Below are 26,549 nucleotides of genomic sequence, written 5' to 3'. Positions count from 1 at the left end.
CCACGCTATCTATTTTCATTTAACGGAGTTCTCATGCGTAAGACCTTAATAGCAACAACGATTGCTAGTGCAGTACTATTATCTGCTTGTGGTTCACAAGAAACAAAACAAACCACAGAACAAGCGAGCGAAGTGCAAACCGTCGCCGTTGATAACGTATTGATGAAGCCAAGCCCATTACAATATATGGCGCCAGAATTTGATAAATTTGGCACTAAAGATTACGAACCCGTTTTTGACGCGGGTATTGCGCAACAAACAGCACAAATTGCGACAATTGCAAATAATCCAGAACCTGCAACCTTTGCTAATACACTTGTTGAGTTAGAGCTATCAGGTGAACTACTTGATCGTGTATCAACTGCTTTTTATAACTTATCAGGTTTGATCTCTGATGATGAGTACCAACGCATTGCAGCAAAAATGGCACCTGTGCTATCTGCACATTCTGATGATATTTATTTAAATAAAGCATTATTTGCACGTGTTGAAAAAATCAATAACAACAAAGCTAGTTTAAACGCAGAAGATCAACGTCTTGTTGAATTTTACTACACTAAATTTGTTAATGCTGGTGCAAAATTAGATGAAGCGCAAAAAACTAAAATGCGTGAGATCAATGCTGAGCTTGCAAAACTATCAACTGCTTTTTCACAAAACGTATTAAAATCGTTTAAAGAAGACGTTGTACTTGTTACTGATAAAAGTGAATTAGCAGGCCTTTCTAATAGTCATATCGAAAGCTTAGCGGCTGCGGCTAAAAAAGCAGGTAAAGAGGGTTACATGATCACCCTTGTAAATACCACGCAACAGCCTATTTTGAGCAGCCTAGAAAACCGTAAACTACGTGAACGCGTATTTAAAGCGTCATCTACACGTGCACAAGATACAAATGGCCCTATCATCATCAAAGAAACCAACTTACGCGCACAAAAAGCGGCGCTGCTTGGTTACAAAGATTGGGCATCTTATGTAATGACTACGCGTATGGCTAAAACCACTGAAAACGTGTACGGCATTTTAGATGACTTAGCACCAAAAGCTGTAGACAAAGCAAAGGCTGAAGCAGCTGAAATTCAAAAAGTGATCAAAGCATCAGGCGAAAAATTTGAGTTACAACCGTGGGATTGGGCTTACTACTCTGAAAAAGTTCGCCAAGCGAAATACGACCTAGATCCAGCGCTTGTTAAACCTTACTTTGAAATGCAATCAGTGATCCATAACGGTATGTTCTTCGCAATGGAAAAACTGTACGGTATCACTTTCAAAGAGCGTAATGATTTACCGGTATATCATGAAGATGTAATGGTATTTGAAGTATTTAACGAAGATGGCAGTGCAATTGGTTTATTCTACATGGACCCATATGCACGTGAAGGTAAACGTGGCGGTGCTTGGATGAGCGCATACGTTGGTCAAAGTGGCTTAAAAGGCACTAAACCTGTTATTTATAATGCGCAAAACATACCAAAACCTGCAGAAGGTCAACCAACATTAATGACGTTCTCTGAAGTAACCACTATGTTTCATGAGTTTGGTCATGCGGCGCACGGTTTATTCTCAGACGTTAAGTACCCAAGCCTAGCGGGTACTGCAACAGCACGTGACTTTGTTGAGTTTCCTTCACAAGCACATGAAGATTGGAATATTGAACCAATAGTACTTGCTAACTACGCTAAGCATTACAAAACGGGTGAGCCAATTCCAAAAGAATTATTGGATAAAGTACTTGAGTCACAAAACTTCAACCAAGGTTTTGGTACAACTGAGTATTTAGCGGCGGCATTACTTGATATGGAATGGCATTCATTCGGTGCTGATAAAGTTGTAACTGACGTACAAAAGTTTGAGCATGATGCACTTGAAAAGCATGGTATTGCTTACTACCCGGTACCGCCACGCTATAAGTCTTGCTACTTTAGCCACACATTTGCTGGTGGTTACTCTGCAGGTTACTACGCTTACCTTTGGACTGAAGTATTTGCAGCTGATGCATTTGCACACATGACAGAGCAAGGTGGTCTAACCCGTAAAAACGGCGATAACTTCCGTAAAGAGATCCTTTCAAAAGGTAACAGCCGCGATTTAATGCAAAGTTACATTGAATTCCGTGGTCAAAAACCAACAACTGACGCGTTATTAAAGCGCCGTGGTTTAGTTGAGTAATAAAGCACACGTAAACCAAAAGCCCGCATACTGATGCGGGCTTTTTTGTTATAGTGGCTTTTTTCCACAATACCTAAAAATCATAATGAGCTACCTTTTTGCAGTCACCCTACTTTGGGCCTTTTCGTTTAGTTTAATTGGTGTGTACCTTGCCGGCCAAGTTGATGCCTGGTTTAGCGTATTAATGCGTGTAGCCTTAGCAACAATTGTATTTTTACCCTTTTTAAAGTTTAAACAAATTCCCAGCCAGTTGATCGTAAAGCTAATGCTCATTGGCGCTGTGCAGCTTGGAGTTATGTACAGCTTTTATTATCATTCATTTTTATACTTAAGCGTGCCAGAAGTATTACTATTTACAGTAATGACCCCGCTTTACATCACCCTGTTAAATGACGCGATTGAGCGGCATTTTAATCCACAATTTTTTGCTGTCGCACTGCTTGCAATTGCAGGTGCTATTGCCATTCGTTATCAAGGTATCGATGAAGACTTTATACTTGGCCTATTGTTAGTCCAAGGCGCAAATCTATGCTTTGCCACCGGGCAAGTGACCTATAAACGCTTAATGCGCGATAGTAACATTGCACACCAAACCGTATTTGGCTGGTTCTTTATAGGCGCGCTTATTGTCGCTAGTATCTGCTTTGCTTTATTTGGTAACACTGAAAAACTTCCCACCACTACAACTCAATGGGGTGTATTAATTTATCTGGGTATTGTTGCTTCTGGGGTAGGTTATTTTGCATGGAATAAAGGCGCAACACTTGTCAATGTTGGGGCGCTTGCCGTAATGAATAACGTACTTATTCCCGCTGGTATTTTAGTTAATGTTGTAATTTGGAATCGCGACGCCGATATTATAAAACTCAGCCTAGGTGGTGCGATCATTTTATTGGCACTCGTGCTTAATCAGTATCTAGATAAAAAATCGGCAACACCTAAGTACTGACCTAAAACTGTCACTAAAAGTAATTACTCTAGGGCGTGTTGTATTTCGATATCAACACCCCAATCGTTTTTAATTAATTAGTGGAATAAAAAATGAAGCATGCAGCCCCTTTTATTGGCTTGGCATTATTTAGCGCGGTATTAATTGCATTGTCAGGTTGTGACGATGATATTAAAATCGTCGACAAAGAAATCGTTGTCGAAAACACTCAGCTTAAGATTGTTGAAGTCCCTACGCCTATTATTGTCAAAGTACCTGAAGGTGCAGCGCCAGATATTCAACTGGGCACACGCCCTTATTTTCTTATTAATGATATGCAACAAAGTCCGCTAAAAGAACAACTGGCCAGTTGCAACGAAGGGCCTTTTTACCGCACTGATTTTTCAATAGGTCACCGCGGTGCACCAATGCAATACCCTGAGCACACTAAAGAATCTTATATTGCAGCTGCTCGTATGGGAGCTGGTATTGTGGAGTGTGATGTTACATTCACTAACGATAAAGAACTGGTTTGTCGTCATTCTCAATGTGATTTACACACCACCACAAACATTTTAGCTATTCCTGAACTTGCCGCTAAGTGCAATGTGCCTTTCACACCTGCCGATCCTGTAAACGATATCGCAGCCTCTGCAAAGTGTTGTACCAGTGATATTTCATTAGCTGAGTTTTTAACCCTTGAAGGTAAAATGGATGGCGCGAATAGCAAGGCCACAACAGTTGCACAATATCTGCAAGGCACACCGAGTTGGCGCACGGATTTATACAGCGCACACGGTACATTATTAACGCATAAACAAAGTATTGAACTGTTTAAAGAGTTAGGCGTTAAAATGACACCAGAACTTAAAGCCCCTCAGGTAAGTATGCCATTTAATGGTTTTACCCAAATGCAATACGCGCAAAAAATGCTGGATGAATACACGCAACTTAATGTTGAACCTAGCCGTGTTTACCCGCAGTCATTCAACCTTGAAGATGTTAAATATTGGATTAATACAAACCCTGAATTTGCAGACAGAAGTGTTTACCTTGATGGACGAGATGACAATGCGGGCTTTGACCCTAATAATGCAGATACTTGGCAACCTAGCATGGCTGAGCTTGTGAATCAGGGCGTTAAAATTATTGCACCGCCAATATGGATGCTACTGAGCATTAATAGTGACCAAAAAATCGTTCCCTCCAAATATGCAGTTAATGCCAAAGCAGCGGGGTTAAATATAATTACTTGGAGTTTGGAGCGCTCGGGGCCACTTGAAAATGGCGGTGGTTATTATTATCAATCCATTACGGATGTGATCAACAACGATGGCGATATGATGAATGTAGTTGACGTGCTTGCACAAGATGTAGGTGTTATTGGTATATTTTCAGATTGGCCAGCAACAGTCAGCTACTACGCAAGCTGTAAAAAAATGCCTGCGAGTATTTAACTTTAGTCCAAGTTAAGGTTATTCAAATTATCACCGAGTCCAACATTATGTTGGGCTCGCATATTTTTCAAGGCCACACACTCGTCCACTGACTCACTGTGCGTTATTATAAGCAAAATTTAAGTTTACCAATTGTATTAAATTGGCATAAAAGGCACATTATGATCATTCAACATCACAGCCATGATATCGCAACAGACACAGGTATTATGCGCACCAGCGTGTACCGTCCACAGGCCGGTGGCCAGTTTCCCGCCATTATTTTTTACTCTGAAATATTTCAACAAACCGCACCAATTGCACGCAGTGCCGCACTTTTAGCAGGTCATGGTTTTGTTGTGTTAGTGCCTGAGGTATTCCATGAGTTGAATCCGCTTGGTACTGTGCTTGCTTATGACGATGCAGGTAAAGATAAAGGGAACGCTGATAAATGGGCTAAGCCATTAGAGTCACACGACAGCGACACTCACGCGATGATAAACTTTGTACAAACTCAAAATTACTGCACCGGTGCTGTCGGCGCGATGGGTGTATGCATTGGTGGCCATTTAGCCTACAGAGCTGCGCTTAATCCTGCCATTAAAGCCGCTTTTTGCTTATACGCTACTGACATTCATAGCGACACATTACCTGCAAAAGCAGGCAATAACTCGTTTGAACGCATGAAGGATATCCAAGGTGAGATTCACTTTATTTGGGGCAAGCAAGACCCACATGTGCCAAAAGAAGGACGTGCTAAAATTTATCAACACGCTGTAACTAGCGGTATTAATTACCAGTGGCAAGAAGTAAACGCCCAGCATGCCTTTATGCGTGATGAAGGCGAGCGTTATGACCCAGCCCTTGCTATTGCCATGTATCAGCAAGCTGTTGCGTTATTTAGCCGCACTTTGTAAGGTTAAAACACTTTTAAAATTGCATACCCAATGCGGTATGCTTTTTTACAAAGTAATCTTTTAAATAATCGATAAACAATCGTAGCTTTTTAGAACCCGCGCCGCCTGGCGGAAACACACCATAAAGCTCAATGTCTTTACTTTTATATTCATCCAGTACAATTTCTAATAGCCCAGCTTGTACTTTAGGCCATGCATCATAAAGTGGGATCCGCCCAATGCCGTGGCCGGCTTCAACAAAGGCAGTACGCGCAGCGGCATTATTTGTACTTAAACCGCCTTGCATTGTGAGACTGTGTTTTTTACCGTCTTTTTTAAGGGTTAAGGTTTTACTGCCAAGCTGATACACCACCCATTGATGCTCGCTTAATTGCTCTGGCGTTTTAGGCTTACCAAAGTGGGCAAAATAATCTGGCGAACCACAAATACATGTACTCATTGTCGTGAGCTTAGTTGCCTGTAAATTTGAGTCGCTCAGCGACACACCTCTTACAGCAAAATCAAAACCATTTTTAATAATATCAATCACATCATCTGTTAGCTGTAGATCTATATTGATTTTAGGATATTGACGTTTAAAGGCATTAATTGCTGGCACAATAAGTTGCATGCCAACATTTACTGGACAGCTTATTTTTAATAACCCTTGAGGTTCATTTTTAATGTTTTCAATTTGTAGATTTGCCGCATTGGCTTGCTCGGTGATGATTCGACAACGTTCATAATAAGCAATGCCAGCCTCGGTTAATGCCATCGTGCGTGTTGAGCGATTTAATAAGGTTACTTCAAGCTGAGTTTCTAATTTTTTTAAGTGATAACTAGCCACAGCACGGGTTAACCCTAATTGCTTTGCAGCTGCGGTTAAGCTGCCCTGCTCCACTATTTGTGCAAATACCACCATACTTTTTAACTGCTCAAACGATACCTTCATAACATCTCCTAAATTCAACTTTGCAATTGTATCAATTGTTAAATCAATAAAGTTAAATTTATCATCGTTGTTTAAATATATCTCAGGACATATAGTAATTAACAGATTAAAATTCAATTCATCAGAAGGAATATCGTTATGGCTAAAAAAATACTTATGGTACTTACCTCACATGCAGAGCTAGGTAACACAGGCGAAAAAACAGGGTTTTGGGTAGAAGAATTTGCAGCCCCTTATTACGCATTTATTGATGCTGGCGCAAAAGTGACCTTAGCATCACCACAAGGCGGCCAACCACCGATTGACCCTACAAGTACGTTATCTGACTTTCAAACTGATGCAACTAAACGTTACGACAACGACAGTGCAGCACAAACGTTAATGGCAAACACACATGTCCTTAGCGAAGTAAATGCCAGCGATTATGACGCCGTATTTTACCCGGGTGGCCACGGCCCATTATGGGATTTAGTGGATAACACTGATTCGATTACGTTAATTGAAGATTTTATTAAAGCACAAAAGCCTGTTGCTGCAGTATGCCACGCCAGCGCTGCATTTCTAAATATTAAAGGTGCTGATGGTAATGCATTGGTTGCGGGTAAAAAAGTGACAGGCTTTAGTAATACCGAAGAAGCAGCAGTCCAACTGACTGATATAGTGCCTTTTTTAGTCGAGGATGAGTTAATCAAAAAAGGCGGCGATTATCAAAAAACAGATGATTGGGGCGTATTAGCATTAGAAGACGGCCTTGTTATCACGGGTCAAAATCCTGCCAGCTCTGAACTTGCAGCTAAAAAGTTATTAACTAAGTTAGGTTAAACTCAAGTTAGCTTACATCAAAGCCTTGCCCACTGGGTAGGGCTTTTCATTTAGGCATCAAGATGGGTATACTCTGGCAAATCCATTTTCAATTTAAGCTTATGTATGCCAACTAAAAAAAGCTCTTTGAGCATTCCTCCTTTAGCCAGTAAACGTTTTGCCATTGTAGGCATTATTTTATTATGCACGTTGCTGCAAATCGCCAATAGCGTACCCGGTATTAACTTAAATGGTTTAGGGATCTATCCTCGTAATTTAACTGGGCTAACAGGCATATTTTTTGCCCCCTTTCTACATGGTGGTTGGGTGCATCTATTAAGTAATATGGTCCCTTTTGCGGTGTTAGGTTGGCTAGTATGCCAGTACAGTGTAAAGCGCTTTTGGGCTGTATTTGTTTTTACTGCACTTACTGGTGGTTTACTGGTTTGGCTATTTGGTCGAGCAAATATACACGTAGGTTTAAGCGGGGTACTTTACGGTTTATGGGGCTTTTTAATTAGCTACGGCATTATGCACCGTTCATTTAAAGCCATTTTGATTAGTGTATGCGTTGTGTTTTTATATAGTGGTTTTATTTGGGGTGTATTGCCACAAAGACCGCATATATCGTTTGAAAGCCACCTATTTGGCGCCATTGCCGGAATATTTATTGGCTATTATTTTGCAAAACAAGATAAAAAAAGTAACAGCCGTAAGCTGTGAATAGGCAGGCTATGCTAAATCAAGCACGCAACGTTAGTGTAGCCATCACTACAGCGTGATCGGTGCTTTGGTCATCACGCTCAAAGTCAGGGTTTATCAAGTGACGGTCATAGGTGTGGTAATTACTTACTTCATAAAAACTGTCATGGAAACTCGCATCAAACTCACAAGACAGTAAAATATAATCAAGTACTGAGCTGCTGGCCCCATAGTAATGTGTTGGCACACGATGTGGCTTTTTTGGGGGGTGAGGTTCAGGTTCTATGTTGTCACTCACCTCTTTTGCAACCCCCGTATTTACAAGTGACCTTACATACAAATCCCATGCATCACTTAAACAATATTTTGCAAGGTAGGCACGACAATCAAACGCAGGGGCAAATCGTAATGAGTCAGTAAGCAAATGACTTAATACACCATCGGCTAGGTTATTGTTAAAGTCGCCCATTAATAGCATCGGGTTTTGCGTGGCCTCACGCCGCGCTATCATTTCAACCATCAGTAATGTAGCTTCTGTTCCGCGTTGTATTGTTGAGCCCCAGCCACCAGCAAGTGTTGCTTTTAAATGCTCTATAATATTTTGCTCAGGCGCTAATTGGTTTGGTTCTTCAACCTCAATCATCGAACGTTTAGATTTAAAGTGCACCACATAACAATCAGTGTTACCAATGTGCGGTAAATCAACCGTGGCTCTGAGTACTTTGCGACTAAACGAAAAGTCAGCTGCTAAACCAAGCGTTTGCGCAAGTTCATTGTCATGTCGAACAACACCGACCTCTGTAATTGGAAAGCGCGAGGCTATAGCGACCACTGGCCGTTTATAAATAAAATCATCAATTACTTCTGGCTCATCTATCACTGCAAAATATGCATAACCTTGCTTATGCATAAGCGCTTTTAACGGATCAATACTAAACACTTCTTGAAAGCCTATAACATCAGGTTGCTGCTGATTTAAATAATCACTAATCCAGCGCTGTTTTTTAGCCCACTGCTGTGCGGTATAAATGCGTTCAAATTCATAAAACGCATTAGGCGGCTCAAGGTAATTAAACAGGTTAAACGTCGCAACTTTCAACTCTGTATTATTTAGCACCACCGTATCTTTGCTAGCTAAAAGTACTGAGTTATTGCTTGTTTGTAATTCACTGTTGTTGATAACGTTCACCCGCCTAAAAGTTAGAAAACAATTATATACCCAAACCACCTCAAGATGCATACTTCAGCGTTTCACAGGGGCTTAATATCAAGGCGTTACTTTGCAATAATGGCAATCCCTTTTAAGAAGTAACAACGATGAAAGTAAGTGCCTGTGAAACGCCCAACGGGTTGGTTTAAAAGCGATTTATACTGCGTTATTGATTTTTACAAGGGAGCAACCATTATTTGCAATCAATGCCTTGCCTAAATCACTTTTAATTCCAACTGAAACTGTATCTTGAGATGGCTTGGGTATAACATAAACACATGCTTGAGCTGGAAATACAAGATAATGATGAAGGTATTACCCAAGAGCAAGAAAGCAAAACTTTTGAGTTATCCTATCGTGGCGGTAACAAATTAACCCGCACCACGCAAGGCACTGGCATTGCGTTGGATTCGCGCTAATAAGCGAGCTCATTGTTGCACAACATGGTCAAATTAAAGCAACCAGAAGAAAACCCAGTCTTGCCATGCGGCTTTCATTTCAGTCTAAGTGTTGAATGATTGGAGTTTACTCAGAAAAGCTTTCTACTGTTATTTAAATCTGTCAAAAATACGAAAAAATGCATCATCAGCTTTTTTAGACATAATCTCAAATGGTGATCTTTTTTTGTATTTTATACACCTAAACATCCCCAAGTATAAGACCAAAGCGATGACAATGTTCGGCCATGCGTTAAGTTCCCACTGATACTTCCAAGATAAAGTTACAACCTCTGAAAAAGGTGATAAGTAAGAAAGTGGCCATTGATATCCATCAGGACCTTTAGATCCGATTAAGTCGCAAACTAGATGTAAATGAAATAACAAAAATGCCATACAAGCTACTTTAAACTTATTGATGCTAGCAGTTATATACGCAATGCACGTAACGAATAAGCAAAATCCTAAATTATGTAGCGAATGATGCCATTCACCCCACAAATTTGAGCTGTGCCCAGCCATCCTCAAAATTGGATCAATCAACAACCCAACACCGTCTATATCTGGAGCTATACCAGAAATCGTAATTATACGTCGCTCTCTCACCCTTCCCTTTATCAGGTTTGATGAAAGCCAACTCATTATAAAGTGACTGCTAGGGCTGATATCTATACTCCATTAATTTAGCGTACTAATAAAAAATCATTCGAATTTAATTACTTACCTAGCTCATTTATTAATATACATGGTGTAAGTAAATGTCACTTTATTGTTCTTTGTATTATATGCAGATTCAGACACTTCAGCCTTAAGCAACGCTTTTTTCATACATCGAGCATGCATGCTTTCTTCTTCAAAATTCAGGAACTTAAGGCCATCTATCACTCCGTCTTTTGTAACATTAAACTCTAGTTCAGCGAATGTGTTAGTAACGCTGCATGCAGCAGGCATAGGGCAACGTAAATGTAAGAAATCGTGATTAAAAATAGCCGTTTTACTATTAACATAAATCACTTCAACTAAAGGAGCATTAAGCTTTACAATTGTGTCATCACTACATGATTTAATAACACCGTAATGAATAGGCAAAGCTAAAAAAAGACTCAACATGAAAACACCTTTATTCACCAAGCCAATTATATTTGGCATCTTTCACTATTTTATTAAATTCGGATTGGGTTATTTTCCCACTGGCTAAATCGTCCTCAGCAGGCCATACAATTTTTATGTATTTAGTTTCTATATCAGCAAGAATATAGCCTAATTTCCTTTCTGTTATTTTGTCATTATGAAAGTGCTGCATTGCTAATTTTTTATTCCACCGTTGACCTTCAGGCGGATCTGGTAATGTAAAATCGAGGGTGAGCAATCTTTTATCCGAGATTATATATCCTTTTGCAACGGCATCTTCTGCACATTCATATAAAACATAATCAATCGAATCGTGTAGGCCATAAAAATGCCAATCAAAACCTGCTGTACATCCGCCGACTATATTGCCTTTATCGTCACTTATATCGATAGTTCTTTGCGCACATCCCGAAATAAACAATAAACTAACGATGATCGTGAACAAGCTTTTGTACATATAAGCCTCTTACAAGAAAATATTAACAGTCAATAATTTCAATAGATTAACAGCCAATAATTTGCATCTCAACTGCATTTCATATTTAGTGTTTTAAACTCAAAAAAAGCCAAAGGGGTAAGGCGCTGTTTCACTCAGGTATTTATTTTTGCTTTTATACCCAAGCCACCTCAAGATGCGAGTTTCAGTTGGAATTAAAAGCAATTTAAGCAAGGCATTGATTGCAAATAATGGTTGCTCCCTTGTTAAAATCAATAACGCAGTATAAATTGCTTTTAAACCAACCCGCTGGGCGTTTCACAGGCGCTTACTCTCATCGTTGTTACTTCTTAAAAGGGACTGCTATTGTTGCAAAATAACGCCTTGATATTAAACACCTGTGAAACGCTGAATTCTGCATCTTGAGGTGACTTGGATATATACACTTAAAAAATCACTGGCTCTTACTTTTAAACCGTATTTTTATTGATAGGCCTGGCGACATGCGTTGTGCCTCAATGGTGCCTTGCTGCGCTAGAACGAGTTCATTAACCAGTGCGAGCCCGATCCCAGTTCCTTGTGTTGAGCGTGTTAGTTCTGAACCTCCTCGATAAAATAATTCAAAAATTTTACGTTCTTGTTCAGCACTAATCCCATCACCATAATCACGAAATTCTATCACGATGAAATCTTTATTTTTAGGATCCGGTTTAAAATGAATATCTATTTTCTTACGTGTGTAATCTTGTATTTTATCGCTATCAAAGAACTTAATGGCATTATCGGTTATGTTAATGACCACTTGTGAAAATGCATCTAGATCAACTAAGAGTAATGTTCTTTCAGGTTGTTCAAACTCACTCGAAATGTTTATTTTAAAATCGCTTTTAATTAATAAAGACGACACTTTTGATTCAATCATGTCGATTAGAATACTGAGTTTGGTGTAGTGCGCTTCAACACTATGTTGTGGTTGATTAAGCTTTGAAAGTTGCAATATATTATCGATTAAACGAGAGAGCCGTTCACTCTCGCTGTGTATAAAGTCGTAATAATCTAACTTATACTGTTCTGATGGCACCATGCCTGACTTTAGCATTTCTGAATACATGCGGATTGATGTTAAAGGTGTCTTAAGCTCATGACTCACTGAGGAAACAAAGTTTAGCTGCTGCTCTGCAAGCTTTAGTTGTTTGACCCCTAAACGGTAAAAGCCATAACAGCCAATGACAATGCCAAGCATCAGCAGCATCATTAAACCCAGATTATAAGTGGCAGCTGTGGGTAAAATAAATTTTGAGGTTGAATAAGTAAGCTGATGGTCTTTAAAAGGCCACCTTAATTCATGGCTGTTTATGGCCCGTTGACTATACACTGGTGATAATTGCATTGGCTGGGTTATAGTTCCCGGAGTTATAGTTGCCTGAGTGATAGTTGCTTGGCTTTGCGCGCTCCCCTGATAAATAAAGTAGCCTTTATCTGAGCCCGTTAACGTAGACTTTAATGTAATGGCTATCGTGTTGTTAAACTGCACTGTCGTTAGCATTCTTTTAACTTGATTGTTTAAGTATGCGCTTACATCGATGACATAACCTTGTAACTTTTGAATGTTATTTACATGAACAACGCGATAAAAAACAAGGTGTCCGGGTACATCCGATAATAAAAGAAACTTCTCATTATTTACAGATAGTTTATTGTTAATGAGTGCTTTTAGTTCATTAGACTTGGCGGTTATTGTATATAATTTTGACACGAGGCTTTTACGTTTTATCGTCTCATCATCATCTTGAGCGGTTATTAAACTTTGGGTATCGCGTATAATATCAGGCCAGACAGGGCTGTTAAAATTGCCATCTTGGTCAACTTGAAAATAACCTAAAAGTCCGTCATATCGAGTATTGTATTCTAGGCTTGAAAGAGGCGATTTTTCTTTGGTTACGTGTTTATTGTTCGGGTTATAAATATGTTGGTAGTAATCAAACGCGAGCGTGCTTAACGCGTTATCAAAAACCACTCGCTTAAATAACCGCAAGTTTAGCTGCGAGGTTATTTCTTCGGTTTTATCTTGATACTCGGTTAAAAGGTCTTTTTCAAATTGATAGTAACCTTTAATGAACACCATGCTAATTGGCGCTAATAAGAGAAACAAACAAACGAAGGTAAAACAACGCAGACGGTTAACACGCTGTTTGTAGCTTAATAATCGCTTATTTAAGAGCTGTGGCTTCATATTACGATTGTCGACTAAAAAGCTGATACCCTTCGCCTCTTAGGGTGACTAGATATTCAGGTGTTTTTGGGTCGCGTTCAATTTTTTTTCTTATTTTAGCGATGTGAATATCCACAGTACGGGTGTCTAGGCAGTCGGTTGATTTATATCCCCACACTTCTCTTAATAGTTCATCGCGTGATACGGGGGCTTTTTGCTGGTTTAAGTACGTTAAAATATTCACTTCTCGACGTGTATAGCGCACGGCTTGTTTATGAGATGTTCCCGTTAATTTTTGCATGCAAATACTCACATGCTTGCCAATATTGAGCTTGTTGTTATTGCTAGATAAGCCTGAGCGCCTGATTAAAGCCGTGACTCTTAATACTAATTCAGACGTTGAAAACGGTTTTGCCAAATAATCGTCAGCGCCTAAGGTAAGGCCATTAATAATATCTGCCTCTGTATTTTTTGCAGTCAGCATTAAAATAGGCTGAATTTGGGATTGTACTCTAATGGCATTGCATATATCAAAGCCATTCATTGATGGCAGCATCACATCTAAAAGAATACAACTGTGTTGTTTTTCTAACGCGCGGCTTAATCCTTTTTTTCCATCCATTTCACTTTCAACATCAAAGCCATGAAATACAAATAGATCAGTTAAGCCACGTAATATACTCGGTTCATCTTCGATGATGAGCAGTGTTGGTTTAATATTCATATTATTGTTTTTTAAATCCTTCACTTATGCAATCTGGACTATATCACCCTTTTTAAACGTTATAATGCAAAGTTTTGTAAAACTTTTACTGCGTTAATTTTACCTTTTGTGCCTATTTGAAGGTGCTGAGACTGATTAAGATAACCCTGAATTAAATAACAGGGATCTAACAATGACAAACCGCGATACTCACCCAAATTTATTGTATAAGCGCTGTGCGTTATATCAGACTATTTTATCCACCGTTTTGATTGGTGGCTCAAGTATGTTACTTGGGTTTTCAACCAGCAGTGCTGCAAGTGAACCCGTCGCCAATACGCAGCGGTATGAAGCGAGTACCTTTATGGCGTTAGATCCTCAAACGTTATACGACATTTTAGAAAATACCCCCGGTGCAAATACCCTATTAAGTAAAATGAACAGCGCATCAGAAAGTCGCGGTTTTGGTTCGTCCGGCGATCAAATTTTGATAAACGGTAAACGTATGTCGGGTAAAGAAAATAATATTTCGAAAGAGCTCAATAATATTCAGGCAAAGGATGTTGAGTACATTGAATTGATCCGCGGGACTCGCTCTGATTTAGATGTTCAAAGTAATGGATTAGTGATTAATGTGGTACTTAAACAAGATATAGATACATCTATTCTTTGGACACTGGGCACGGTTAAAACAGCTGATATAAAGCCATATACCACAGGTTCTTTGACTTACAGTGCAAGCAAAGGCAATTTAAAATATAGAGTTGGCTTAAACCACTACGTCAATACAACTGAAATAAGCTCAGAAGAAGTGTTTACTTCCCCAAAGCTAGTTGACACACAAACGAACGCCCGTGTCCGCGAGAATATATACAAAGCAAGCCAGCTATCAGCAAAACTAGAATATGTATATTCAGATAAAACCGCTATGCAACTCACAGCCATTTACGAAAAAATTAAAGTCGATGCACTCACTGCCAATGACAGTGAATTTTTAACCTCAGACACATTTGAAAGCAAAGTATTACAGTACGATTGGGGTAGAGATAAGTGGGAGGTAAGTGGCGATATTACCCATGATTATAATGATGCCCATCAGCTGAAACTGTTATTTATTAGTAATCAGGCGGATTCTGATGATAAAATTTGGCACCGTATTTTGCAAGATGGTGATGTATTTAAACCAAATTATAAGTTACCACGCATTTATACCTCAAAAGAAAATGTTCTACGTACCAATTGGCGTTTTAACCTTAATAAAAGCCATACTTTTGACTCTGGCTTTGAGGTGGCGATAAATCAGCTTAATGAAAATTTACAATTTATTCGTCAAACAGGCGCGGCTTATCACTCGACTGAATTAAATGATATTAAAGAAACACGTTATGAAGCGTTTAGTAATTATAACTTTGCCATTTCTCCTCAGTTAAACCTACAGTCGTCTTTGGTTTATGAACGCTCGACTATTAATGTAGCGACAGATTTATCCGTGATAGAGGAGACATTACAAAACGCAAAAAGTAACACAGCTCGCACATTTAACTACCTTAAACCACGCTTAAATCTACGCTATGATTTTAATGATATTTACCAGATGCGTTTTAATTACCAACGAACAGTCAGTCAACTTGATCTTAAAGATTTTGTGCCAAGGTTTGATAGTTACGAGTCTCGCCTTGAAGAAACCAACCCTGATTTAAAACCCCAAGTGCGTGACGAGCTATCAATCGCGTTTGAAAAGCAGTGGCAATCGACCGATGGTAGTTTTATTGTGACGCCTTACTACCATAAAATAAGCGATTTAATAAATGAAGTGTTATTGGCTAAGCGCTCAGGTGACGGTAATATCGATAACGCTAAAGAGTATGGTATTGAGTTTGATACATACTTTGGATTAGAGGCGTTTGGACTAAATAACACCTTGATCAGTGCTAATTATACGTGGCGAGATAGTGAGGTGATCCATCCTTTTACCGCTGAAAAAGCCCCTATCGAGAGAGTCAGTAAAAACACTTGGCAGGTAAAGCTAAACCAAAACGAAATTTTACCTGGGCTATCGATGAGTTTAACACTCGAAGATAAAAGCCGTTATATGTTTTACTATTATAACTATCAGGGCAATGTTGATACTAAAATCACTGCAAATGCCTTTATTGATTATCAAATATCGCAAAATTTAAAGTTGCGCTTCAAAGGTGATAACTTACTCAATGATAGGTACACCGTTAATAAAGCGCGCTATAAAGGGTTATTTACGCAAAGTCAGTATTTAAGGCAAGAGCAACGTGCAAATGAACGCGCACCTCGATTTTCATTAACCTTTACCGGCCAATTCTAGGTTGGGTGTTTAGCACACTAATTATTTAGTCGTTAAAATGACAAAAATAGCATTGCAGCTTTTGTCATTTTTTACTGTTTAACTAGCATGCTCATTGAAGTTAGTTGAATGTAACCTACCAATTACGTGCGCCAGCACTGAACTTTTTTATAAAAATACCGGCCTCTGTGCAGCGAAGCACTTCTGTGTTTTCGGTGGTGCAATTCACTTTAACCTTGGTGAAACACCATTCGCGGCTAAAGCCTACTCCTACGAAAAAACTAATGGGGTCAAAATTGGAACTCAGTGATGATTGAGCCATCCATAAAAATAAATTCACAACGAGTATTCAACAATCTCGTTAGAAGATAACAAATAAATAGGGGGTATTACGCGAAACTGCAACTTAACCCTATTATTTAAGGTAGAAAGTACTCTGTTCTTGGCTTCATAATTACTGAGCAACCGCTCATAACTCAAAAACGATAGTCTATTTTCATCAACGTATTTTTCTAAGAAGTATAATTAATTTGTTACATCTCTATTATTAAAATGAACATATAGATAATCAACACATAAAACGATCATTTACCTGCTTTTTTAAATTCTAATGGGCCTTTTTTCCCTCCTGATGTGTAATGCCCTGTGAGCATTGTACCGTCTTCAGAAATCGTTAACGTATGCATACCTTCAGTAGTCCAACCTGGTATTTTCTGAGTTACTTTTACTTTATATTCAATCGTATTACCTGTACGAGTGCCTATACCGTATTCAACTAAAGGCACCCCTTTAAACTCAACGTAATGCGTTACGTATATTAATTCAGCGTCTTGGGATATGATCATGTGACCATTACTAAAATTGCTGTTATTTACATCCTCCCAGAGCCCATTGACGTTTAGATAATGCAATTTTTGAGCTTGAATTGGCAAGCTTATAGTGGTGATGAGAATACAAAATACAATAAATGACGTAAATTTTACCAACGTTAATTCCCTTTAAGTTTAACTCTAATTCATTGTTAACAATCTATCTTTTGCAGGTATTCAATGCAATTAAAAATCCCTATACAATCACATTATTGCAAGCAAAACCTAGCAATATAAGAATACTAATCGATTGTTATAAATCAGATTTACATAATCCGTAAATATAGTCATCAACATATTCCCCCTTGATTATAACGTTTTGTTTTAAACAACCTTCGCGAATAAAACCGTTTTTTTCTAATAGCTTGTACGAATTAGAATTACCAACTGAACAGGTAGCCACTAATTTATTGAGGCCTAGCTCGAGTAAAGCAAAGTGTTTAATTAAGTTTAATGCCTCGCTAGCAAACCCCCTTCCCTGAGCACTTGGTTTGATCATAAAACCGACCTCTGCAATACGTGCTTCATGACTCGTAATTTTAAGGCCAATATTACCAAGCTTTTCACCCGTGGTTACTTCGGTGATACCAAGCGATAACCAGCCATCACTATCCATAGTCCAAGGGCGTGATTTGGCAATAAATGCATCGTTAGCTTGTTCAAAAGTACATGGGTCATACACATGTTCCATCATCGCTGATGACATTGATATTTCAATAAATAAATCTAAATCAGACTCATCCAACGGTGATAGTTTTATTCTTGCCCCTGCTATGTGCATGCAGCGTCCTTCGGCTTTACTTTTATTGGTACCAAACCATAGCTGAGTTCCTATTATGGTTCAATTGTTTAGTGTAAGTCATGGGTGCCTCTGATTTCATGTTTTTATAGGTGAATGTTTTATAGGGGGATGTTTTTATAAAAGCACATAGAGTGAGTTTTGCTATCTTTTTAAAAGTAAAATACTAGGGCGTGTTGACCTTTGTGGATTGAAATTTGTTCGATCTAGGGGCGATTTAATCGCGGCGCGAGGTTTGTAACCTAGCGGGCTAAGTAAAAACCGAGCAACAAAGAGTTAATCGCCCCTAGGAAGAACCCTTTGGGCAGCGCATGTTTGGCATTTATACTGCGTTATCGCCTATTTATGGGGAACAACCACACACCATAGGCGCTGCCTTGCCTAAATACCAAACATACTGCTGCAAAATCAATCACGAAAGGTCAACACGCCCTAGCAACAAAATAACTTAAACTCGGAACTTTAATTGGCATCTATACCCACACTAAGCGCATAACCATGCTTATTAAACATACTGTTATTTTTGAGTGTTGAAATTCAATCTTACTTCCTTTGTTGGTTATGATCATCTACAGTGGGTTGTTCGTAATGTTCTTTATACCCTAATTTGTACAACCCATGTTTAAGGAGTTTTTATGAGTAACAGCGAAGACTATACACCACCCACAGTATGGCAATGGGATGCTGATAATGGCGGCGAGTGGGCTAAAACCAATCGCCCTATTGCTGGAGCAACCCACCAACAAGAGTTACCCGTAGGTGAGCACCCTCTACAGCTGTATTCTCTAGCAACCCCTAATGGTCAAAAAGTTACCATTATGCTCGAAGAGTTATTAGAGCTTGGTTTAACTGATGCAGAATACGATGCGTTTTTAATTAAAATTGGCGAAGGTGACCAGTTTGGTTCTGGGTTTGTAAGTGTGAACCCTAATTCAAAAATTCCTGCTCTTATGGATCACACCACAACGCCTAGCACACGCGTGTTTGAGTCTGGGGCTATTTTGCAGTATTTGGCTGAAAAGTTTGATGCACTCGTGCCGAGCGATCACACCAGTAAAGCTGAATGTCGTAATTGGCTATTTTGGCAAATGGGATCTGCGCCCTACTTAGGCGGTGGTTTTGGCCACTTTTACGCGTACGCACCACATAAAATGCAATACCCTATTGACCGTTTTACAATGGAAGTTAAGCGCCAGTTAGATGTGTTAAATCGCCATTTAAGCGATCACGATTATATGGCTGGTAGCGAGTATTCTATTGCCGATATTGCGATTTGGCCTTGGTATGGCTCTTTGGTATTGGGTAATTTATATGACGCTGCTGAATTTTTAGATGTTGAGTCATACACACATGTAATGCGCTGGGCTAAACAAATTGAACGCCGCCCAGCAGTTACACGTGGCCGCCGAGTTAACCGTGTATGGGGACCCGACGAGGAGCAACTCGCACAGCGCCATAGTAAAGATGACTTTTAGTAGAGTGTAGCTAATACCCATACAATGCGCTTGAGCTCAATAAGCCACGCGCATTTACGCTATATACCCAAACCACCTCAAGATGCAGTTTCAGTTGGAGTTAAAAGCAATTTAGGCAAGGCATTGATTGCAAATAATGGTTGTTCCCTTGTTAAAATCATTCCCTTATAAAAGTAACGCAGTATAAATCGCTTTTAAACCAACCCCTTGGGCGTTTCAAAGGCGCTTACTCTCATCGTTGTTACTTCTTAAAAGGGACTGCCATTGTTGCAAAGTAACGCCTTGATATTAAACACCTGTGAAACGCTGAAGTCTGCATATTGAGGTGGCTTGGGTATACTCTAAACAGTGTGCGTATCAATTGATGCTTTTTTTACTTGTATCATCAGTATTACCCGCCCTAAAAACACACCGCTAAATAATCCATAAAGCGCACTAATTGTAGCCATAAACGCCATGCTATTGGTGATCGGTACACCATGAGGTTAATGCGCTTTGAGTTACTAACATTTATAAGCAAAGATAAATTAACATCTTCAAACAATTACTTACAAAACATTTGTTGTACCAAACCGTGCTTTTGTTAGCATTTAAGGCCAAAGCTTAAACACAATAATTACAATACGTTTACAAGGAATTGAAAATGCTTAAAACAACGGCTGCTTTAACACTACTCGCCTTTAGCCCATTATTACTTGCAAGCCAGCAGCTTGTGATTAAAACCACAGAACAATTAATAACGACTGACTCTTCAGTGCTTTTTGCCTACAACTCAGAACAGAATCAATTAGCCAAAATTGATATTGAAAACACTGAAAACTATGCGCTAACAGTACCCGATAACGCGCTTGGTTTTGACGTTGCAAAACTTGCGAATACACCGCACCCGCAAGCACTTATTTTAACTGCCGATGGCGTATATATTAGCCAAAAAGAACACAGCACATTGTTATTCAAATATACCTCAGTTTTAAATCGATTAACCAGTGATAAGCTTAATAAGGTTAGCTTTGTTGTTGATGTAAATCTTGATGGCCTGAGTGATATTTTACTGCCCGATATTGAAACCAGTACGGTTTACATTCAAGATCAGCTTGGTAAATTTACCCCTCATACCTTTAAAAAAGAGTCCTTGTTTAATGGTCAGTTTAACGACAACCATTTAACTCTTGATATTGATATAAGCACCGCCCCTACAACGATTGATATAAACCGCGATGGCTATGTTGATTTAGTGTTTAAAAACGCACAAAGTGCCCGTGTTTTATTTGCCACAGAGCAAGGCTTTGCAAGTAAGGTTACGCCACTGACATTACCAGTAAGCATTGGTAAAATGGATGACGACAGCAAAGTAACAATCAATCATTTTGCTGATATAAATCACGACAGCTATTTAGACTTTATTATTGCCAAAATGCCTAAAACGAAAGGCATGGATGCGCTTGATGCGACAGTCACTCGTAGCCTTTATTTAGGCCAAGCGGATGGTAGCTTTAGCAACCCTATAAGCTTACCGAACACCAGCGCCATGGGTGAGTTAATATTTGAACATGATTTAGATAACGATGGTTTAATTGACTTACAGCGGTTAGACGTTGATTTTGGCTTTGGGACCATTGCCTCGATGGCGATGGGCGGCGGTGATACCGACGTAGATATTGAGTTTTCATTTTTTAAACAGTTAAATACAGGTAACTTTTCAGAGAAACCAAACGCAGACTTTGAAGTTGAAGCCCCGCTTTCTATGTCAAATTCAGGCCCTGTAGAGCCTCTTAAATTAGCCGATATAAACGGCGACGGGTACATTGATGCGGTTTATAGATACAATAAAAAAACCTTAGGCATTTATTACGGTGAGCAAAACAACTTGTTTGCTTCAAAACGTAAAAAAATCAAACACGCGTTACCAACACACCCAAGAGATATTTTATTGGTTGATTTAAATAACGACTCTAAACACGATTTTGTATTTAAATTTACTGAAGAAGATGGCACCAGTAAAATAACCACTCTGATAAGTAAGTAGCTTATATACCCAAATCACCTCAAGATACAGAATTCAGCGTTTCAAAGGGGCTTAATATCAAGGCGTTACTTTGTAAGAATGGCCGTCCCTTTTAAGAAGTAACAACGCAGAGAGTAAGTACCTGTGAAATGCCCTGCGGGTTGGTTTAAAAGCGATTTATACTGCGTTACTTTTATAAGAGATTGATTTATAAAAAGGGAATAACCATTCTCTGCAATGCCTTGCCTAAATCGCTTTTAACGCCAACTGAAACTGCATCTTGAGGTGGCTTGGGTATGGATATGCAGCAAAGTGCATAAACGCACTTTGCTGTAACGTGAACTTAAATTACACGCATCACTAAATTGCTTTAAAAGTTAATATTTAACTTAATGTAGCCTCTTCTACCAAGTAAATCATACGTCATCACATCTGTATTAGCGTCGTTCCATGAGGTTAAAAAGGGAGCTTTTTTATCAAAGATGTTGTCTATCCCCATGCTGATAGATGTATCTTGAGTTATAAAGTAACGCCCTTGAACATCACTGTAGGTAACACTTTCAACCGCGCGGCCAATTGGCCCACCGCCATTTACATCACGCGCACCACCAATGTAACGCATAGCATAATGTGCTGACCACGCATCCGCTTTTACAGTGATCCCTAAATTAGCGCGCCATTTTGTATAACTGCCTTGGTCTTCAGTAATGTAGCCTAACAGGCTTTGCGTTGCTTGCCCTGCAAAAGGCGTGTTTTCATGCTTGAGTAACCGCGTGGCATCTAACTCAAACTGGCTGCTTAAACCAAAAATATCAGCGGTGTAACGTGTATTAAAATCAACCCCACTAACCGTTTCAAACGCAGCATTGACTGGGCGCTGACTCAATGAATTTATTTGCCCCGTTACGGCGTGGCGTGTAAAAGTATTACAGTAAGCGCTGTAAAGCGCTGGGTTGGTGTAACACAACTTCAAGGTGTCAGAGCCATTAACCGAGGTAATAGCGTCTTTTACGTCTATATCAAAGTAATCGAGTGTAGTCGATAACCCGTCAATAAAGTGCGGCTGCCAAACTAGACCTAGTGTAAGTGTGTCTGCCGATTCAGGTTTTACATCTGGGTTTCCACCGACTGAAGTTCGTACCGTTGTGCCATCTTGTGCAAAATCAGTAGGGAGCCCGGCGGCTAAACAATTAACCGCAATTGCGCCAGTTGCGTTTTCACAGGGATCGATAGTGCGAAGGTTCTCCGCATTTGTGCCACCAAATAACTCGGTTATCACCGGCGTTCTAAATGCTGTTGATTTAACACCACGAAGCATTAAGTCATCCGCAACTTGCCATGTAAGCCCGAGCTTATAAGTCAGTTTATTGCCAAAGGTACTGTAGTCTGAGTAGCGTGTTGCTAAGTTTGCTTCAAGGCTTTCAAACAATGGGATGGCAAGCTCAATAAAAGCTTCATTTACATCATAGTCACCATTAATACTGTCTTCTCCACCATTGGCAAGAACCGTTGAATCAGGATTTCGCCAGCCGCTTTCTTCACGCCTTTCAAGCCCAGCGGCAAAGGCCAATGTACCTGCGGGTAACTCAGTGATGTCACCCGATAAGTTAAATGCCAATGATTTTAATTGGTTGCCACCATTGCCTTCACGGCGATACTTTACGTAATCAATCACTTCATTACTTAATTCACCAACACCAAACCAGTCGCCACACACAATGGCAGCACCAGGAGTATAACTGCATACTGTATCATCTAGCGTTTGTGCGACCTTGGCTTTATCTTGATCAAACGTCCAGCCGTCAGTGCCTGTGTTACGCCCATAGTTATAAGCAACTTCCCACTGCCAATCATTTGCTAATGTGCCATCAAACCCAATAACAATACGCGCTGTGTTTGTTTCTTGAAAAAAATACGGCGCACCAAGCTCTACATTACGCCTACGAGTTAGCTCTAAGTCTTGCCCTGTTGGGTTATAAGCAAACTCTTTAGAGACCTTAATACCGCTAATACTGCGTGGTGTCACTATTTGCTCTGATTGGCGATTACTATATTGCGCTTCTGTAAAAAAGTTTATGTTACTTGTCAGTTGGTAATTGAGGTTAGTCGATAGGTTAATACGTTGGCTTGGGTTTACTGCATTTAAATAAGGGATCCACGTAAAACCGTGTTTTGCTATATCATACGCTTCAAAACTATTACCATCGCCTTGCGGATCTTGATTAAATTGCACACTGCTGCCATCAGCCAATAGTGCTCGCCCACCAGCGGTTGTTGCACTGCCAAAACAATTTAATTGGCTACTGCCATCTGCATTTACTTTCTCATTTTTAGCGCAGTCTATACGGTCTGACTGCCTTACTGCCTCGGTATTTATATAGCTCGCACTAAAAACAAAATGGCCGCGATCAAACTCACCGCCTACATTAAAGCTAATTTCTTGGCTTTGCCCGTCACCTTCATCCCCAGCGCCTAACTTTGCAGTAAATTCAGCACCATCTAATTGTGTTTTAGTGATGATATTAACCACACCGGCAACAGCGTCAGCGCCATAAATGGCAGATGCGCCATCTTTTAGTACTTCTACGCGTTCAATAATTGAGGTTGGGATCATATTTAAATCAACCGCACTATTGGCTCCCGTACCACCGTTTACAATTCGTCGCCCATTTAATAATACTAGCGTGCGTTTAATCCCCATACCGCGCAAGTTTACCTGTGCCGATCCATATCCTCCACTTGTCCAATAGGCATTGGTCGCATTACCCGCAGCGCCCGCTGAAAACGACATGCGTTGCAATAAATCTTCAACATTTACAATGCCTGTTTGAGCAATTTGTGTTGCGTCAATCACGGTTACAGGACTGGCTGTTTCAAAATCAGTGCGTTTGATGTGTGAGCCGGTCACATTAATGCGCTCAATATTATCGGTCATTTCATTTGCTAAAGTATGCGATGTGGCTAATGCGGTTGCGATGGCACAAAAGGCCATGGGGTTATTCATGTGTACTGCCTATTAAGAATTTTATTATTAAAAATAGGAGCTTATGATATAGACTTTGCTGTTTTTGAAAATGCGACAAATTGTCGCAGTGCTAGGGCGTGTTGACCTTTGTGGATTGAAATTTGTTCAATCTAGGGGCGATTTAATCGCGGCGCGAGGTTTGGAATCAAGTGGGCTAAGTAAAAATCGAGCAAAGCTTCCTCGTCCTGCTCACGCCCCTAGGAAGAACCCTGTGGGCAGCGCATGTTTGGAATTTATACTGCGTTATTGCCTATTTATGGGGAGCAACCACATTACACAGGCTCTGCCTTGCCTAAATACCAAACATACTGCTGCAAAATCAATCACGAAAGGTCAACACGCCCTAATATTTATTCGATTAAAAGTTGCGGTTCATAAAAAGGTACTGCAAATATTATTCAGCAATGCCTAAGGAGTCGCTATAAATTAATGCAATACTATGCCCATACTAGCTAATCGCCTCCTCCTCCACAGCCACTCCCACAGCTACTTGATGAATCACCCGACGATCCGCTGCACCCAGATGAACATCCTATATGTGTCGCACAATAATCATTGCCATAATTTGGAGAATTCTGATCATGGCAATTTAATGAGTAAAAAAAACCATCTTCGATTTTTAACTGGGCATCAATAGCAAAGAGTGTAGGTAAACGACGAGGGGATTTAGGGTTAATATTTTCAAAAAAGCATGCTAACCGCCACGCTCTTTTAATACCATCTTGAGCCGTAGTTTGCGACTTCATTGCCTCTGTGGGTGTATGATGTAAAAACCTACCTAATCCTTTTTTACAAAAGGTTTCATAGTTTTTTGTAAATAAAATAAACTGATGCCAAGCCACATCAACCACTTGAGATGGCATTGCCACAGGCTTTGATTTAGCTTTACCAGCAATTAGAAAGAAGGATTTAAGTGCCTCTAAAGCTAATTCAACCTGCTTATCATTTAAATGAGGGTAAGTCGTTTTAACATGGTGTTTTATTGAACTAGGAAATTCAAATGATGTGATGAACTCAATTCTTTTTTTATGTATATTATTAAAAAAAATAGCTAAAAGAATAATTACAATAACAACACATAAAATAGCAAAACCCATATAGAATCGAACTCCAAAAATCAAATTTATATAACGAACCATCGAGTGATTCGTAAGTGTTTTATCTCTATTAATACATCAACCAGATCTAATGGTTTTTGATTCAATCGTTTAAAAAACCTCTATTTTGGAGGCGAAGGCGGGCCTGATGGAGCCTTTTTCGCTGACTCAAAACTAACAAGCTCTGTTAATTTATAATCTTTCCAATTAGCGCAAAAAATCATGTTTGATCGATCTTTTTTTGTTGTATTGTAAGATAGAGAAATTTCGATTTGATCAATATGCTTGTTAGCTACTCTTACGTAAGATTGATAGTAATCACCTATATAACTACGAGATTCTCTTATATCTAAGCTAACTTCAAATTCACCTTCCACACTCGCTGTAATATTACTTAAAAATGCATCACCTTTTTGTATTGGCGATAATATTTCAAATTCTCTAAGTGCCTGTAGGCTATTACTCTGAGCTTCAAATTCAACAGCAAAAGGTAAAAATTCTTTTTGTTCCTTACCACATGCAAAAATGTTTAAGCTAAAAAAGAACAATAATCCTAAAAGTCTGCACATATATTTTCCTTAATAAATCACGAGACTGAAGCTCTTCAAAAGCAGCTCGATTTTGCTTATACATAATTGGGGGAGTTCGTAATATAGCATCATGTAACCTATTCGCTATTAAAACAATCTTAGAAAACGATCCGCTTTCCCCACGATATCATGGAAGCAGGCCTTGTTAACTGTTAACTGTTAACAGTTAACAGTTAACAAGCACGGTGTTTCCAGTCAAATTGCACAATATTAACCCTTTGATTAGTAGTACTATCCCACTTTAAAGTGAACCCTGCTCTTTGTAACTCTTGCTGAATAGTTTGCGCTACTTTAATTTTTTCAGGTACATCGCCATCAACGTGATCATAAGCGAGCATTAAACCACCGCCAGAAACAGCTCT

Annotated in this window: 23 protein-coding genes; 10 read left to right on the top strand and 13 right to left on the bottom strand. The window is 39.4% G+C overall.

The window, feature by feature from the left end; all coding sequences use genetic code 11:
- The first annotated feature begins 33 nt into the window (after positions 1-33).
- The 4 genes from HH219_RS15590 to HH219_RS15575 all read left to right on the top strand — a co-directional run bounded on the left by HH219_RS15590 (position 34) and on the right by HH219_RS15575 (position 5,447).
- Complete coding sequence (locus tag HH219_RS15590) at positions 34-2,166, top strand: M3 family metallopeptidase (protein ID WP_169328003.1); 2,133 nt, start codon at positions 34-36, stop codon at positions 2,164-2,166.
- Between the two features lie 85 nt (positions 2,167-2,251).
- A complete protein-coding gene (locus tag HH219_RS15585; RefSeq protein ID WP_169328002.1) occupies positions 2,252-3,115 on the top strand; it encodes a carboxylate/amino acid/amine transporter in 864 nt (287 codons plus the stop codon).
- 92 nt (positions 3,116-3,207) lie between these two features.
- On the top strand, positions 3,208-4,551 hold the full coding sequence (locus tag HH219_RS15580) for a glycerophosphodiester phosphodiesterase family protein (protein ID WP_169328001.1): 1,344 nt from the start codon (positions 3,208-3,210) through the stop codon (positions 4,549-4,551).
- A 161-nt stretch (positions 4,552-4,712) separates the two neighbouring features.
- On the top strand, positions 4,713-5,447 hold the full coding sequence (locus HH219_RS15575; RefSeq protein WP_054205199.1) for a dienelactone hydrolase family protein: 735 nt from the start codon (positions 4,713-4,715) through the stop codon (positions 5,445-5,447).
- A 13-nt stretch (positions 5,448-5,460) separates the two neighbouring features.
- Here HH219_RS15575 and HH219_RS15570 read toward each other — a convergent pair whose 3' ends face one another.
- Positions 5,461-6,378, bottom strand: a complete 918-nt coding sequence (locus HH219_RS15570) for a LysR family transcriptional regulator (protein ID WP_054453281.1) — start codon at positions 6,376-6,378, stop codon at positions 5,461-5,463.
- A 138-nt stretch (positions 6,379-6,516) separates the two neighbouring features.
- On the opposite strand from HH219_RS15570, the gene HH219_RS15565 reads away from it, so the two are divergent.
- Positions 6,517-7,200 (top strand): type 1 glutamine amidotransferase domain-containing protein, encoded by a 684-nt coding sequence (locus HH219_RS15565; RefSeq protein WP_054205094.1) that lies wholly within the window; start codon positions 6,517-6,519, stop codon positions 7,198-7,200.
- Positions 7,201-7,305: 105 nt separating this feature from the next.
- On the top strand, positions 7,306-7,902 hold the full coding sequence (locus tag HH219_RS15560) for a rhomboid family intramembrane serine protease (protein WP_054205093.1): 597 nt from the start codon (positions 7,306-7,308) through the stop codon (positions 7,900-7,902).
- A gap of 19 nt (positions 7,903-7,921) precedes the next feature.
- On the opposite strand, the gene HH219_RS15555 is transcribed toward HH219_RS15560, so the two are convergent.
- Positions 7,922-8,959 (bottom strand): endonuclease/exonuclease/phosphatase family protein, encoded by a 1,038-nt coding sequence (locus HH219_RS15555; RefSeq protein WP_054453350.1) that lies wholly within the window; start codon positions 8,957-8,959, stop codon positions 7,922-7,924.
- 410 nt (positions 8,960-9,369) lie between these two features.
- Here HH219_RS15555 and HH219_RS15550 point away from each other — a divergent pair, with 410 nt between their 5' ends.
- Entirely contained in the window at positions 9,370-9,510 is a 141-nt protein-coding gene (locus HH219_RS15550; RefSeq protein WP_169328000.1) for a hypothetical protein, read from the top strand.
- Between the two features lie 129 nt (positions 9,511-9,639).
- On the opposite strand, the gene HH219_RS15545 is transcribed toward HH219_RS15550, so the two are convergent.
- The 5 genes from HH219_RS15545 to HH219_RS15525 form a co-directional block, all read right to left on the bottom strand.
- Positions 9,640-10,170 carry a metal-dependent hydrolase gene (locus HH219_RS15545; RefSeq protein ID WP_169327999.1) on the bottom strand — a complete coding sequence of 177 codons (531 nt, stop codon included), beginning with the start codon at positions 10,168-10,170 and terminating at the stop codon, positions 9,640-9,642.
- 87 nt (positions 10,171-10,257) lie between these two features.
- Positions 10,258-10,638, bottom strand: coding sequence for a hypothetical protein (locus tag HH219_RS15540; RefSeq protein ID WP_169327998.1), 381 nt, complete (start codon positions 10,636-10,638; stop codon positions 10,258-10,260).
- A 10-nt stretch (positions 10,639-10,648) separates the two neighbouring features.
- A complete protein-coding gene (locus HH219_RS15535) occupies positions 10,649-11,116 on the bottom strand; it encodes a hypothetical protein (protein WP_169327997.1) in 468 nt (155 codons plus the stop codon).
- A 433-nt stretch (positions 11,117-11,549) separates the two neighbouring features.
- Positions 11,550-13,220: a HAMP domain-containing sensor histidine kinase gene (locus tag HH219_RS15530; RefSeq protein WP_169327996.1), complete on the bottom strand. Its 1,671-nt coding sequence runs from the start codon at positions 13,218-13,220 to the stop codon at positions 11,550-11,552.
- A 109-nt stretch (positions 13,221-13,329) separates the two neighbouring features.
- On the bottom strand, positions 13,330-14,031 hold the full coding sequence (locus HH219_RS15525; protein ID WP_169328017.1) for a response regulator transcription factor: 702 nt from the start codon (positions 14,029-14,031) through the stop codon (positions 13,330-13,332).
- A gap of 172 nt (positions 14,032-14,203) precedes the next feature.
- Here HH219_RS15525 and HH219_RS15520 point away from each other — a divergent pair, with 172 nt between their 5' ends.
- Entirely contained in the window at positions 14,204-16,348 is a 2,145-nt protein-coding gene (locus tag HH219_RS15520; protein ID WP_169327995.1) for a TonB-dependent receptor, read from the top strand.
- Between the two features lie 563 nt (positions 16,349-16,911).
- On the opposite strand, the gene HH219_RS15515 is transcribed toward HH219_RS15520, so the two are convergent.
- Together HH219_RS15515 and HH219_RS15510 are read right to left on the bottom strand one after the other, a co-directional pair.
- Positions 16,912-17,172, bottom strand: coding sequence for a hypothetical protein (locus HH219_RS15515; protein WP_169327994.1), 261 nt, complete (start codon positions 17,170-17,172; stop codon positions 16,912-16,914).
- 277 nt (positions 17,173-17,449) lie between these two features.
- A complete protein-coding gene (locus tag HH219_RS15510) occupies positions 17,450-17,977 on the bottom strand; it encodes a GNAT family protein (protein WP_054453271.1) in 528 nt (175 codons plus the stop codon).
- Between the two features lie 653 nt (positions 17,978-18,630).
- Here HH219_RS15510 and yghU point away from each other — a divergent pair.
- Together yghU and HH219_RS15500 are read left to right on the top strand one after the other, a co-directional pair.
- Entirely contained in the window at positions 18,631-19,470 is an 840-nt protein-coding gene (gene yghU / locus HH219_RS15505) for a glutathione-dependent disulfide-bond oxidoreductase (RefSeq protein ID WP_169327993.1), read from the top strand.
- Between the two features lie 643 nt (positions 19,471-20,113).
- Positions 20,114-21,496: a VCBS repeat-containing protein gene (locus HH219_RS15500; protein ID WP_169327992.1), complete on the top strand. Its 1,383-nt coding sequence runs from the start codon at positions 20,114-20,116 to the stop codon at positions 21,494-21,496.
- A gap of 349 nt (positions 21,497-21,845) precedes the next feature.
- Here the strand turns inward: HH219_RS15500 and HH219_RS15495 are convergent, their stop codons facing one another.
- From HH219_RS15495 to HH219_RS15480, 4 genes are all read right to left on the bottom strand, one after another.
- On the bottom strand, positions 21,846-24,479 hold the full coding sequence (locus HH219_RS15495) for a TonB-dependent receptor (RefSeq protein ID WP_169327991.1): 2,634 nt from the start codon (positions 24,477-24,479) through the stop codon (positions 21,846-21,848).
- A 473-nt stretch (positions 24,480-24,952) separates the two neighbouring features.
- Positions 24,953-25,597, bottom strand: a complete 645-nt coding sequence (locus HH219_RS15490) for a hypothetical protein (protein WP_169327990.1) — start codon at positions 25,595-25,597, stop codon at positions 24,953-24,955.
- Positions 25,598-25,719: 122 nt separating this feature from the next.
- Complete coding sequence (locus HH219_RS15485; RefSeq protein WP_169327989.1) at positions 25,720-26,166, bottom strand: hypothetical protein; 447 nt, start codon at positions 26,164-26,166, stop codon at positions 25,720-25,722.
- Positions 26,167-26,360: 194 nt separating this feature from the next.
- Complete coding sequence (locus HH219_RS15480) at positions 26,361-26,525, bottom strand: hypothetical protein (RefSeq protein ID WP_169327988.1); 165 nt, start codon at positions 26,523-26,525, stop codon at positions 26,361-26,363.
- Positions 26,526-26,549 lie beyond the last annotated feature (24 nt).

Origin of the sequence: Pseudoalteromonas sp. NEC-BIFX-2020_015 (genome assembly GCF_012952265.1) — a bacterium.
Lineage (GTDB): Bacteria > Pseudomonadota > Gammaproteobacteria > Enterobacterales > Alteromonadaceae > Pseudoalteromonas > Pseudoalteromonas neustonica.
The sequence above is the reverse complement of the archived record's forward strand: the minus strand, read 5'-3'. Positions and strand labels throughout refer to the sequence as shown.